The following is a 12,034-nucleotide window of genomic DNA, read 5'->3' as shown; positions in this document are numbered from 1 at the left end:
TTATCGCCGTGTGGTGCGGCGCCGCACGCAGTCCACATACGCCGCGCCATCGGGCGGCAGACCGCTGCGCTGCGCCGTCCAGAGCATCTCGCCCAGGCATTCCATGATGGCGTGGTGCGCCTCGTGTTCGCCCAGCCTGTTGCGCAGCAGCTCGAAGGCCTGACGGATGCCCGGCGGCTGGTCGATGGAGACCTGCTCGGCGATCGACAGATGCATCGAGAGGTGCAAAAAGGGATTGGTGCGCCCTTGCTCCACCGCATAGTCGCGGCCGGTGCTGTGCGGGTCGGAGAGTTCGGCGTGGTATTCGGGGTGCTGTTCCATCCAGTCCGCGGCGATCATCTCCAGCGGGGTGAGCACGCCGCCCGCGCGATGCCGCTGCCAGGCGGAAAGGAAAAACTGCCGAACCTCGTCCTTGCTGGGATTGAACATGGTGGGCATATTGTCCCGCAGCGGGCGGCCCTGCGGTTAGCAAGCGCTTACAAAACGGTTTTGAGCGATCATTCCAGTCCGTTCACGTTCACGAGAATCATCATGCCCATGATCGACCCCAGCGCCCTGCACCAACTCTTCGACGAAGCCCGCACCCACAACGCCTGGCGGGATCAGCCCGTGCCCGAGCACCTGCTGCGCCAGCTCTACGACCTGATGAAATGGGGCCCGACCTCGGCCAACTGTTCCCCGGCGCGCATCGTGTTCGTGCAGTCTCAGGCGGCCAAGGCGAAACTGGCGCCCTGCATGAGCGAGGGCAACCGCGACAAGACGCTCAAGGCGCCGGTGACCGCCCTCATCGGCATGGACATGGCGTTTTACGAGCATCTGCCCGAGCTGTTTCCACACAATCCCGATGCGCGCAACTGGTTTGCGGGCAAACCCGAGGTCATCGCCGCCACGGCGATGCGCAATTCCAGCCTGCAAGGCGGCTACTTCATCCTGGCCGCGCGCGCCCTGGGGCTGGACTGCGGCCCGATGAGCGGCTTCGACGCCGATGCGGTCAACGCCGCGTTCTTCGCCGGCACCGAGGTCCAGGTGAACTTTCTGTGCAACCTCGGCTATGGCGACCCGGCAGGGTTGTTTGCGCGCAGCCCGCGGCTGAGTTTCGAGCAGGCCTGCAAGATCGTGTGATGGGCGCCCGGCATGGAGTCGGCCGGTCGGTTCTGTTAATTTCGCATGAACACGAACACACACAGAAAGGACGCGCCATGCCGGTCATCGTTGTTGCCAATCCCAAGGGTGGGGTGGGCAAATCCACCCTGTCCACGCAGATTGCCGGGTATTTCGCCAGCCAGGGCCATGCGGTCATGCTGGGCGACTCCGACCGCCAGGAGTCGGCCCGGTTGTGGCTGTCGCTGCGCGACCCGGCGCTGCCGCGCATCGACACCTGGGAGATGAGCCATGACTACATCGCCAAACCGCCCAAGAGCGCGACGCATGCCGTGATCGATACTTCGGCGGGACTGCACGGCTGGCGGCTGACCGATGTGATGAAACAGGCCGACAAGGTGCTGGTGCCGCTGACGGCATCGATTTTCGACATCTACGCCACAGAGGAATTTCTGGAGAAATTGCGCGATGCGCGCGAGAAACACGGCTTCGACCTGGCGCTGGCGGGCGTGCGCATCGACCCGCGCACCCACGCCGCCGAGCAATTGCAGGCTTTCGTGACGCAAAGCGGCCTGCCCATGCTGACCACGCTGCGCCAGACCACGCTGTACCCGCAGATGGCCGCCCACGGCCTCACGCTGTGGGATCTGCCGCTCAGCCAGGCGGCCAGGGATCTGGAGCAATGGCAGCCCATCCTCCGCTGGTTGCAGCGACCGATCTGATCGGGCGGTGAAAAAACAAGGCACATCCCGGAATCGCTCCGCTGGATGTGCCCAAGCTGCAAGGAAAAGGGGCGGCGGGTGGTTTTGGGGCGCTCGTCAGACCGCACGCTCGGGCTGTGCCACCAGACTGAGCGCCGGGCGGTTGACGCGGAACAACCTCGGGCCGACATGTTCGAGCAGCTTGTCGCGCTCGAACTGGGCAATGACGCGGCTGGCGGTTTCGAGCGCCACGCCGAGCATGGCGCCGAGGTCGCTGCGCTTGGGCAGGGTGATGGTGTCGTTGAGTTCGGGGTCGGCGAGCCTGAGCAGCAGGCGGGCCATGCGCGCGGGTATGGCGCCCGAGCCGAGCAGCAGCGCCCATTCATCGGTATCGCGCAGCGCGCGGTGCCAGCGTTCCAGAAACTCCATGCGCAGATTGGGGACCTGCTCTTCCATCTTGCGGATCACCTCCACCGGAATGCGGCACACCCGTACCGCGCCGATGGCCGAGGCGAAGTGCATATAGGGTTCGTGGATGAAGCTCTCCAGCCCGATGAGGTCGCCGCGGCGCGCCACGCGGGTGATGCGGCGGGTTCCGTCCGGCAGCACGCGCTCGAGCTTCACATAGCCGGTCTTGATGGTGTAGAGCCAGTCGCCCCGTTGGCCTTCGCTGAACAACTGCTGGCCCGCGCTGTACTGCATATCGTCGATGATCTGGTGGACCGAATCGAAGTCTTCCATGCGCAGCGCGCCGAACAGGGCGATGCGGCGCACGCCGCAATTGCGGCAGTCCGAAGCGCCGCGCCAGGCGTTGACTACCTCGGCATGCGCCATGCGGCTGGCTGCGGGTTCCTTGCTGCGCGGCAGCGTGCTGCGCAACTTGGCCAGTGGAATGGCGGTGGTGGAGGGCGGTTTGGCGAACAAGGTTTCCATGGGGGCTTTCTTTGACTTGGCGCAATATTAGCGAATGCTGATATTGCCTTGTCAATATAGGGATTTCACCCTGGGTACTAGGGGAAACCCTTGATTCGTCAAAAATTCATTGAGCGAAGTCGATTTTGCAGTGCACAAAAGTGCGGCAATATGTCACGCCAAAGAGTCAAATCGATGATCATTCACAACACCCGGAAAACACGGCGTGACGAATACGCTTCATCCGAATGGCTGCCAATGCGCCTAAACTCCGGTGCTCGTTGACGAGAGGCTGGCGCAGCATGTTGGATGTTCAGACCCTGGCCGCGCGCGATGTGCGGCGCGCGTTGGAAGAAGACGTGGGCAGCGGCGACCTGACCGCCGCGCTGATCGCCCCCGAGGCCGTGGCCCAGGCCACGGTGCGCAGCCGCGAAGCGGCCCGGCTGTGCGGCGCGCCTTGGGCCAATGCCTGCCTGCGCGCCCTCGATCCTTCAGCCCAGGTGGAATGGCTGGCTGCGGAGGGCGGGGCCTTGCAGTCCGATCAGGTCTTTCTGCGACTGCGCGGCAACGCCCGCGCGCTGCTGACCGCCGAGCGCACGCTGCTCAACTTTCTGCAACTGCTCAGCGCCGTGGCCACGCGCACCGCCGAGTATGTCGAGGCGGTGCGCGGCACGCGGGCGCAGATCGTCGATACCCGCAAGACCCTGCCCGGCCTGCGTCTGGCGCAGAAATACGCCGTGCGCGTGGGCGGCGGCATGAACCACCGCATGGGGCTGTTCGACGCCGTGCTGATCAAGGAAAACCACATCGCCGCCGCAGGCGGGGTGACGGCCGCGCTGCAGCAGGCGCAGCAGCTCGCGGCGCAGGCCCGGTTCATCCAGATCGAGGTGGAAACGCTGGCGCAGCTCGAAGAGGCGCTGGCGGCGGACGCGCGCATGATCCTGCTCGACAACATGAGTCTCGAGCAGTTGCGCGAGGCCGTGCAGATCAATGCCGGGCGCGCCGTGCTCGAAGTCTCCGGCGGCGTCGATCTGCAGACCGTGCGCGCCATTGCAGAAACCGGAATCGACCGCATCTCGGTGGGCAAGCTGACCAAGGATGTGCAGGCTGTCGATCTGTCGATGCGCTTCACCCCGGTCTGACCCCACCTCACACGATCCAAGGAAGCCCGCATGTCCGCCACCTTTGCCGTCACGTTCGAAAGCCCCGTCACCGGCACGTCGCAAGCCTGGGCGCGCGTCCCCGCCGAGCCCGATCCGGCCGAACGCGACGCCCTCATGACCCGCTGCGCCGAGCTGCTGCGCGCGCATGATGCCGCGCTGGTGGCGCACTACTACACCCATCCCGACCTGCAGGATCTGGCGCAGGCCACCGGCGGGATGGTGGCCGATTCGCTGGAAATGGCACGCTTCGGCGCCCGTCATCCGGCCAGCACCCTGGTCGTTGCCGGGGTGCGCTTCATGGGCGAAACCGCCAAGATGCTGTCGATGGACAAGCGCGTGCTGATGCCCGACCTCGACGCCACCTGCTCGCTCGACCTGGGCTGCCCCGCGCCGCAGTTCAGCGCCTTGTGCGATGCGCACCCCGACCGTACCGTGGTGGTCTACGCCAACACCAGCGCGGCGGTGAAGGCGCGCTCCGACTGGGTGGTGACTTCGAGCTGCGCGCTCGACATCGTCGCCCACCTGCACGCACGCGGCGAAAAAATCCTCTGGGCGCCCGACCGCCATCTGGGCGGCTACATCCAGCAGCAGACCGGCGCCGACATGCTGCTGTGGCAGGGTTCGTGCATTGTGCACGACGAATTCAAGGCGCTCGAACTCGAAATGCTCAAGGCCGAGCATCCGAAGGCGCGCGTGCTGGTGCACCCGGAAAGCCCGGCGGCGGTAGTGGCGCTGGCCGACGTGGTCGGTTCGACCTCGCAAATCCTCAAGGCGGCGCGCGAGCTCGACGCGCCCGAATTCATCGTCGCCACCGATACCGGCATGTTCCACGCGCTGCAGCAGCAGAACCCGGGCAAGATCTTCATCCCCGCGCCCACCGCGGGCAATGCCGCCACTTGCAAGAGCTGCGCACATTGCCCGTGGATGGCGATGAACACCCTCGACGGCCTGGCCCGGGTGCTGGAGACGGGGAATAACGCCATCGAACTCGATCCGGCGCTGGCGGCGCGCGCGCGCCTGCCGGTGCAGCGCATGCTCGATTTCACCGCAGCGCAAAAGACCGCGGCGGCGGCCGGCAGCCTGGTTCCCGGAATCGGCGCGGCTTGAGAGCACCCATCTGATCTGCCACGCAGCGGCGGTTACGGGGCGCACACCCTCTCAGCGCAGCCGACCCAGGTAAGGCGCCTGGGGGACAGGTCTGGCCGCAGCGCCTTTGTCTCTGTCGTCCTGCGCTGCGCCCTTGTCGCGGCCTTGAGGGAACATCGCCGCCTCGAAGCGGTCGGCCCAGAGGTGAAGATCGGGGTCGTTTTCGCTGCGGGCGATGCGCAACACCTCCAAGGCATACTCGGCATTCTGCGCCATCCACTCGGTATCGGTCACCCGGCCGATCTTGCGGCGCAGCAAGACGTGCAGATGCGCGGCCAAAGCCAGGGTTTCGGTGTTTCCCATGCCATGTGCTCCGGTGCCGGTTGCCCTCATTCGATGCGTTCGCCATGCTGGCTCAGATCGAGCCCGGCTTCTTCCGCGTCGGCACTGACGCGCAGGCCGATGAGGGCGTCGATGATCTTGAGCAGGACGAAGCTGGCAATGAAGCTGTAGGCCAGCGTGGCACTCGCCCCCAGCGCCTGGACGAGGATCGACGCCGTCTGCCCGCTGTAGGCAGGCACCGCGAAAACCCCCGTGAGCACCGCCCCGGCGAACCCCCCGACGCCGTGGATGCCGAACACATCGAGCGCGTCGTCGGCGCCCAGCAGCCGTTTGAGCCCGGTGGCGCCCCAGTAGCACACCACGCCCGCGATCAGCCCCACGGCCACCGCGCCCATCGGATCGACGAAACCCGATGCCGGGGTGATGGCCACCAGCCCGGCCAAGGCGCCCGAACAGATGCCCAGCAGAGTCGGGCGGCCGCGCAGGGTCCATTCGGTCAGCATCCAACTGAAGGCGGCTGCGGCGGTGCCCAGTTGCGTGGCGAGCATGGCCATGCCGGCGCGACCGTCGGCGGCGCAGGCCGAGCCCGCGTTGAAGCCGAACCAGCCGACCCACAGCAGCGCCGCGCCGATCAGGGTGTAGGTCAGATTGGCGGGGAGAAAGGGCTCTTCTCCCCAGCGCTGGCGCTTGCCCAGCACGATGGCGCAGGCCAGACCCGCCGCTCCGGCATTGACATGCACCACCGTGCCGCCGGCGAAGTCGAGTATGCCCATCGACGCCAGCCAGCCCGAGGGCTCCCACACCGAATGCGCCACCGGTGCGTAGACCAGCAGCGACCACAGCCCCATGAACACCAGCATGGCGGAGAACTTCATGCGCTCGGCAAAGGCGCCGACGATGAGCGCCGGGGTGATGATGGCAAACGTCATCTGGAACATCACATAGACCGACTCGGGAATGGTGGGCGCCAGCTCGCTGACCGAGACCGTGCCGCCGGTCTTGCTGAAAAACACCCCGTCGAGGAACAGCCGCGACAGGCCGCCGATGTATGGGCTTCCCGGCATGAAGGCCAGGCTGTACCCGGCGATGAACCACAGCAGCGTGACCAGCACCGTGGTGGCGAACACCTGCATGGTGATACCGAGGATGTTCTTCTTGCGCACCATGCCGGCGTAAAACAGCGCCAGCCCCGGAATGGTCATCATCAGCACCAGCGCGGTGGATGCGAGCATCCAGGCGGTATCGCCGGAATTCAGCGTGGAGACGGCAGCGATGTGCGGGACGGAAAGCGGGGTCGGCGCGGTCTGCGCCAGTGCGCTGACGGGAAGCAGGCCGACGAGTCCGGCAAGCACAGCCTTTTGGCTTCGACCTCGGTGCATGGAAGGTGAGGAAATGTTGTGCATGAAAGCCCCGATCAAGTTGTGTATCGGAGTTTCTGCAATATCCAGACCAAGGCCCGTAGTGGCCGCAAGTGTGAAACAGTGCACAGCCAAGGGGTGAGCTTGTCGGGCAGTTGGCAGGCCTGGAAGGGTGGGCGGCCCTGCCGCACCATGCAGACGCCACCGTGCGCTGTGCTGCACCGGCGCGGTGCGACGGCTGAGGGCGTTTTATCGAAACGCTATCGCGTTTTCATGATCCGCGCCTTTTCCCGTTGCCAGTCACGCTTGGCCTCGGTGTCGCGCTTGTCGTGTTCCTTCTTGCCTTTGCCCAGCGCCAGGTCGACCTTGACCCGGCCGCCCTTGTAGTGCAGGTTGACGGGCACCAGGGTGTAGCCGCGCTGTTCCACCTTGCCGATGAGCTTGCGGATTTCGTCCTTGTGCATCAGCAGTTTGCGCGTGCGCGCGGCGTCGGGGCGGACATGGGTGGAGGCGCTGTTGAGTGCGGTGACGTTCATGCCGATCAGAAACAGCTCGCCGTCGCGGATGACGACATAGCCGTCGGTGAGCTGCACCTGCCCGGCGCGGATGGACTTGACTTCCCAGCCTTCGAGCACGATGCCCGCTTCGAAGCGATCTTCGAGGAAGTAGTTGAAGTGGGCCTTGCGGTTTTCGGCGATGCTCATGCGCGGGATATGGGGCAGATTGCGCTCAATACAATCTGACGATTCTAAGAAACCCCGATCCGCGCGCGTTCGCCCATGCCCCAGGTACACAAATCCGTCCTCATCTGGTACAGCCCGCAAGAGATGTACGACCTGGTCACCGACGTGGCCGCCTATCCGCAGTTCCTGCCCTGGTGCGGGGGCGCCTCGGTGGAGTCGCAGGAGGGCGACACCGTGCGCGCCAGCGTGACCATCGACTTCAAGGGTATCCGCCAGAGCTTCACCACGCAAAACACCAACGTCCCGGGCCAGGAGGTGCGCATGCGTCTGGTGAGCGGGCCGTTCTCGGCGCTGCATGGGCGCTGGGTGTTCAATCCCCTGGCCGATGGCAAGGCGTGCAAGGTCGAATTTCTGCTCGATTACAAGTTTTCCAATTTTCTGGTGGAAAAGGTCATCGGCCCGGTGTTCAACCATATTGCCAGCAGCTTTGTCGATGCCTTCGTGCAGCGCGCCAAGCAGGTCTATGGGCCGCGCTGAAGCGGCAAAGGCGGTGCGCGTGGCGGTGTTCTACGCGGCTGAAACCGGCGCGGCGGATTTGAGGGAGGTCGCCCTGCCAGCGGGGGCGACGGTGGCGCAGGCCTTGCAGCTCAGCGGCATGCTGGCGGCGCACCCCGAGCTGGCCACGCTGGACATCGGCTACGGCATCGATGGCCGGCGGGTTGCACTGCAGCGGGTATTGCAGGATGGCGACCGCATCGATCTTTGCCGTGCGCTGCAGGTCGATCCGATGACGGCGCGGCGCCTGCGCGCTGCCGCTGCAAAAAAAGCCGCGATCTCAAAGCCACGCCGCTGACGACTGGGGCGGTATTTCGGCGGCTGGGCCTTCGAACTGCGTGAGGCCGTCACCGAGCATCACGACGCGGTCGGCCAGTTCTCTTGCCCACGGTTTGTTTTCGACCATGAGCACGCCCAGCCCCAGCGCCTGCAGTTCTCGGATGAGCAGGGCCGTCGCCGCCACGCGCTGCGGCGCCAGGCCTTCGGTCGGTTCGTCGAGCAGCAGCACATCGGGGTTGCCCATCAGCGCGCGGGCGATTGCGAGCATCTGCTGCTCGCCGCCGGAAAGCGCCTGGGCGGGCGCATGCAGGCGCGGCGCCAGCGCCGGGAACAGCGCCAGCACCGCTGCCTCGTTCCAGCGGGCTGCACCGTCACGTCCGGGCTTGGCGCCCAGCAACAGGTTTTGCCGCACGCTCAGGCGAGGGAAAATCTCGCGCTGCTCCGGCACATGGCCCAGCCCCAGCCGGGCGCGGCGATGCGCGGGCAGGCCGAGTATCTCGCATCCATCGAGACGGATCGAACCCGTTGCGGGAATCAGCCCCATGATCGCCTTGAGCAGGGTGCTGCGTCCGCTGCCGTTGCGCCCGAGCACGAGCAGCAATTCCCCGGCGTGCAGTTGCAGGCGCACGCCGCGCAGCACTTGCAGCCGACCGTAGCCCGCTTGCAGAGCGCGGACTTCGAGCAGAGGGGTCGTTTCTGCATGGGCGTTCACTGGTGTACCCTCCTCGCTACGCTCGACTCCCCGAGGGAGTTGAGCCCGCCTTCGGAGCGGCCGTGCGGCGCGCTCACTGGTGTACCCTCCTCGCTACGCTCGACTCCCCAGGGGAGTTGAGCGCCCCCTTCGGGCGGCCGGGCGGTGGCGCTCACTGGCGCCACCCCCAGATAAACCGCCTGCACCTGCGCATCGCGGCCAATGACATCGGGCGCGCCGTCGGCCAGCACGCGGCCCTGATGCAGCACCACCACCCGCGTGGCCAGACGGAACATGGCGTCCAGGTCATGTTCGATGAGCAGCAGGGTGCGGTCGCGGCAGAGCTGCGCGATCAGGTCGAGCAGGTGCGCGGCCTGCGCCCGGCTCATGCCCGCGGTGGGCTCGTCGAGCAGCAGCAAGGGCGCATGGCCGATGAGACCGAGGCCGAGTTCGAGTGCGCGCAGTCGGGCGTAGTCGATGCTTTGCGCCGGGGTTTCGGCCAGCGCCCGCAGATCCAGGGAGTGCAGCCAGTGCGCGACTTCCCGTTCCAGTTGCACGTCGCCGCTGCGTTGGCGCCACCAGCAGCGGTGCGGCTGCCGCGCCATCAGCGCACAACGCAGGTTGTCGGCCACGCTCAGGCGACCGAACACCTGCGGCGCCTGGAAGCTGCGGCCGACGCCGGCACGGGCGATGCGCGCGGGGCTCAGGTGGTCGATCCGCCGGCCAGCGAGCCAGATGCTGCCCGCGCGCAGGGGACGCAGGCCGCTGATGACCTGGAACAGCGTGGATTTGCCCGCGCCGTTGGGGCCGATGAGCGCCACGCGCTCGCCCGCTTCGACTCGCAGGTTCAGATCGCTGAGGATGGGCTGGCCGCCGAGCACGCAGTGGGCGCCGCGCACGTCGAGCAGGGGTGGGCGATGCGCGGCGTTCATGCGCGTGCGTCGTCGTCGCGCCACTGCGGCGCCAGCGTCCGCCACACCACGGCGCCCAGCCCCGCGCCCGTGGCGGTCAGCAGCGCCGCACCCATCCACACATCGGCGCTGCTGGCGTGCAGCGGCAGGCCATACAGCCACAGCGTGTCGCCCGCCAGCAGTTGCTGACGCACGGCGTAGAGCAGTTCGATCAGACTGCTCGCACCGATGACCGAGACAGCGCCGCACAGCAGCAGCGCGGCCAGGCCCCACAGCAGATCGGGGTCGCGGCGCTCGCGCAGGCGGTGGGTGATGTCGCACAAGACCGTGCTCAAACCCTGCGGCGCCCAGATCACGATGGCCAGAAAACCCAGCCCGACATACAGCATCCACGCCCGTGATACCGTGGCCAGAACCGACTCGCTGCCCACCATCAGGCCCGCGCCGAGCAGCGCGCCCCAGGCCGTGCCGCTGCCCGCAGCCAGGCTGAACAGCAGGGCCATGCTCGATGACGGCAACCCCAGCGCACCGGCGCTGACCTGCTCGAAATGCAGGGTCTGCAACGCCCCGGAAACCCCGGCGAGAAAGGCGCTCACCAGCAGCAGATACAGCCGCACATGGCGCGGGTCGACGCCGCTGACGGCAACGCGCAAGGGGTTGTCGCGCACCGCGCGGGCCAGAGAATCGAGCCGGGCGCCGTCGAGCCAGCGCAGCAGCGCCGCGCCCAGCAGCACATAGGCGGCGCTCACGCCATACACCTGGCGCTGCGACAGCAGATTCAGCCCCAGCCAGGCCGGCCCCGCAGTCCGGTCGGCGCTCACCCCGCCCTCGCCGCCGAAAAACCCCTGCAGCATGGGCGCGGCCAGCGCCACCAGCAGCCCCAGCCCCAGGGTGATCATGGCAAAGCTCAAGCCGCCGCGACGCACGCTGAGGGGCCCGAACACCAGCGCCACGGCCACGGCGAAGGCGCCGCCATACAGTGGAACCAAGGCAAAGGGCAGCGGCCAGCCCGCTGCGGCAATCGCATTCATCGCATGGGCGGCGGCATAAGCGGCCAGCCCGGCATACATCGCCTGCCCGAAGCTCAGCAGCCCGGCGCGCTCGGCCAGTAGCCCGACGGACAGCAGCAGCAGCCAGGCGCAGGCCAGTTGCGACAACAGGCTGAAGCTTGCACTGCTCAACGGCAGTATGAGCGGCAGCACGATCAGCGCGGGAAACAGCGCAGCGCGCCCGCGCCTCAAAGCAGGGGAGGCAGTCACAGCGCCTCGTCCCGGGGCAGCGCGCGCGTCAGCCCCTGCGGGCGCAGCGCCAGCACCCCGACCAGCAGCACGTAAGGCAGCAGCGGCGCGGCTCGCGCCAGGTCGAGGTGCAACAGGCTGGAAAGCAGCCCGTCGCTCGCGGGCCAGGCGGCCGGGGCGCTCCAGCCCAGACGCTGCAGGCCGTCGGCCAGCGAGCCGTTGACGGCCACCGCCAGCGTCTGCACTTCGCCCACCAGCAGCGCGCCCAGCAGCGCGCCGCGCAGCGAACCCAGGCCACCGATGATGATGACGGCAAACAGCAGTGCGCCCATCTGCGCGGCCATGTCGGGCTCGGTGATGAGCAGTGGCCCGCCCACCGCCCCGGCCAGACCGGCCAGCGCGGCGCCTGCGGCGAACACCCCGGTCTGCACCGCGCGCACATCGTGCCCCAGCGCCGCGGTCATGGGCGCGTGCGTCAGCGCGGCCTGCACGATCAGCCCGGCGCGGGTGCGCCACAGCAGCAGCCAGGCCAGCGCCAGCGCGGCCAGCGCGGCGGCCATGACAAAGCCGCGGTACACCGAAAAATCCACCCCGCCCAGGCGAAACAGCGCGCCCTGCAACGCGGCGGGTATGGCATAGGGCACGGAGCCGCTGCCCCACAGCAGCCGGGCCGCTTCGACCAGCACCACGCCGAAGGCGAAAGTGGCGAGCAGTTCGGGCAGATGCCCCCGTTCGCGCAGCCGCCGCAGCACGCCGATCTCAAACCCCGTCGCCAGCATGGCCACGCCCAGCGGTGCGACGAGCAGGCCGCCCCAGAACCCCAGCCAGGCGCCGCCTTGCCAGGCCAGATAGGCGCCGAGCATGTAGAAACTGCCGTGGGCGAAATTGAGCACGCCCAACAGCGAAAAAATCAGCGTCAGCCCCGAGGCGAGCAGGAACAGCAGCAGGCTGTAGCTCAGGCCATTGAGCGCGGACAGGGCGAGCGCGTCCATGCGGCAACCGTGGCGAGGGCTC

At 67.3% G+C, this 12,034-nt stretch carries 15 protein-coding genes; 6 read left to right on the top strand and 9 right to left on the bottom strand.

The genetic code is table 11. The features are described from left to right. Positions 1–429: a DUF1841 family protein gene (locus tag RBR52_RS05630; RefSeq protein WP_320376218.1), complete on the bottom strand. Its 429-nt coding sequence runs from the start codon at positions 427–429 to the stop codon at positions 1–3. Between the two features lie 102 nt (positions 430–531). Here RBR52_RS05630 and RBR52_RS05625 point away from each other — a divergent pair, with 102 nt between their 5' ends. Further along, positions 532–1,122: a malonic semialdehyde reductase gene (locus RBR52_RS05625; protein ID WP_320376217.1), complete on the top strand. Its 591-nt coding sequence runs from the start codon at positions 532–534 to the stop codon at positions 1,120–1,122. A 77-nt stretch (positions 1,123–1,199) separates the two neighbouring features. Next, positions 1,200–1,823 carry a ParA family protein gene (locus tag RBR52_RS05620; protein WP_320376216.1) on the top strand — a complete coding sequence of 208 codons (624 nt, stop codon included), beginning with the start codon at positions 1,200–1,202 and terminating at the stop codon, positions 1,821–1,823. A gap of 96 nt (positions 1,824–1,919) precedes the next feature. On the opposite strand, the gene RBR52_RS05615 is transcribed toward RBR52_RS05620, so the two are convergent. After that, positions 1,920–2,735: a Crp/Fnr family transcriptional regulator gene (locus tag RBR52_RS05615; protein WP_320376215.1), complete on the bottom strand. Its 816-nt coding sequence runs from the start codon at positions 2,733–2,735 to the stop codon at positions 1,920–1,922. A gap of 281 nt (positions 2,736–3,016) precedes the next feature. Between RBR52_RS05615 and nadC the strand changes: the two genes are divergently transcribed. Both nadC and nadA read left to right on the top strand, forming a co-directional pair. Continuing rightward, the gene (gene nadC / locus RBR52_RS05610) at positions 3,017–3,856 is read left to right on the top strand and encodes a carboxylating nicotinate-nucleotide diphosphorylase (protein WP_320376214.1); all 840 of its coding nucleotides are present in this window, start codon (positions 3,017–3,019) and stop codon (positions 3,854–3,856) included. A gap of 30 nt (positions 3,857–3,886) precedes the next feature. Beyond that, a complete protein-coding gene (gene nadA / locus RBR52_RS05605; RefSeq protein WP_320376213.1) occupies positions 3,887–4,984 on the top strand; it encodes a quinolinate synthase NadA in 1,098 nt (365 codons plus the stop codon). Between the two features lie 51 nt (positions 4,985–5,035). Here nadA and RBR52_RS05600 read toward each other — a convergent pair whose 3' ends face one another. The 3 genes from RBR52_RS05600 to smpB form a co-directional block, all read right to left on the bottom strand. Beyond that, positions 5,036–5,326, bottom strand: a complete 291-nt coding sequence (locus tag RBR52_RS05600) for a hypothetical protein (protein ID WP_320376212.1) — start codon at positions 5,324–5,326, stop codon at positions 5,036–5,038. 26 nt (positions 5,327–5,352) lie between these two features. Beyond that, entirely contained in the window at positions 5,353–6,684 is a 1,332-nt protein-coding gene (locus tag RBR52_RS05595) for an ammonium transporter (protein ID WP_320376211.1), read from the bottom strand. 239 nt (positions 6,685–6,923) lie between these two features. After that, complete coding sequence (gene smpB / locus RBR52_RS05590; RefSeq protein WP_320376210.1) at positions 6,924–7,367, bottom strand: SsrA-binding protein SmpB; 444 nt, start codon at positions 7,365–7,367, stop codon at positions 6,924–6,926. 75 nt (positions 7,368–7,442) lie between these two features. Between smpB and RBR52_RS05585 the strand changes: the two genes are divergently transcribed. Continuing rightward, positions 7,443–7,883: a type II toxin-antitoxin system RatA family toxin gene (locus RBR52_RS05585; RefSeq protein ID WP_320376209.1), complete on the top strand. Its 441-nt coding sequence runs from the start codon at positions 7,443–7,445 to the stop codon at positions 7,881–7,883. Next, entirely contained in the window at positions 7,870–8,199 is a 330-nt protein-coding gene (locus RBR52_RS05580) for an RnfH family protein (RefSeq protein ID WP_320376208.1), read from the top strand. Before RBR52_RS05585 ends, RBR52_RS05580 begins: the two co-directional genes overlap by 14 nt. Here the strand turns inward: RBR52_RS05580 and RBR52_RS05575 are convergent. The 4 genes from RBR52_RS05575 to RBR52_RS05560 are packed head-to-tail and all read right to left on the bottom strand — an operon-like array spanning position 8,182 to position 12,012. Continuing rightward, positions 8,182–8,892 (bottom strand): ABC transporter ATP-binding protein, encoded by a 711-nt coding sequence (locus RBR52_RS05575; RefSeq protein ID WP_320376207.1) that lies wholly within the window; start codon positions 8,890–8,892, stop codon positions 8,182–8,184. The genes RBR52_RS05580 and RBR52_RS05575 overlap by 18 nt on opposite strands. Continuing rightward, positions 8,889–9,803 carry an ABC transporter ATP-binding protein gene (locus RBR52_RS05570; protein ID WP_320376206.1) on the bottom strand — a complete coding sequence of 305 codons (915 nt, stop codon included), beginning with the start codon at positions 9,801–9,803 and terminating at the stop codon, positions 8,889–8,891. The genes RBR52_RS05575 and RBR52_RS05570 overlap by 4 nt, the downstream gene beginning before the upstream one ends. After that, on the bottom strand, positions 9,800–11,041 hold the full coding sequence (locus tag RBR52_RS05565; RefSeq protein ID WP_320376205.1) for a branched-chain amino acid ABC transporter permease: 1,242 nt from the start codon (positions 11,039–11,041) through the stop codon (positions 9,800–9,802). The genes RBR52_RS05570 and RBR52_RS05565 overlap by 4 nt, the downstream gene beginning before the upstream one ends. Then, on the bottom strand, positions 11,038–12,012 hold the full coding sequence (locus RBR52_RS05560; RefSeq protein ID WP_320376204.1) for a branched-chain amino acid ABC transporter permease: 975 nt from the start codon (positions 12,010–12,012) through the stop codon (positions 11,038–11,040). Before RBR52_RS05560 ends, RBR52_RS05565 begins: the two co-directional genes overlap by 4 nt. Positions 12,013–12,034 lie beyond the last annotated feature (22 nt).

The sequence above is a fragment of the Thiomonas sp. genome (assembly GCF_034007205.1).
Taxonomy (GTDB): Bacteria; Pseudomonadota; Gammaproteobacteria; order Burkholderiales; family Burkholderiaceae_C; genus Thiomonas.
The sequence above is the reverse complement of the archived record's forward strand: the minus strand, read 5'-3'. Positions and strand labels throughout refer to the sequence as shown.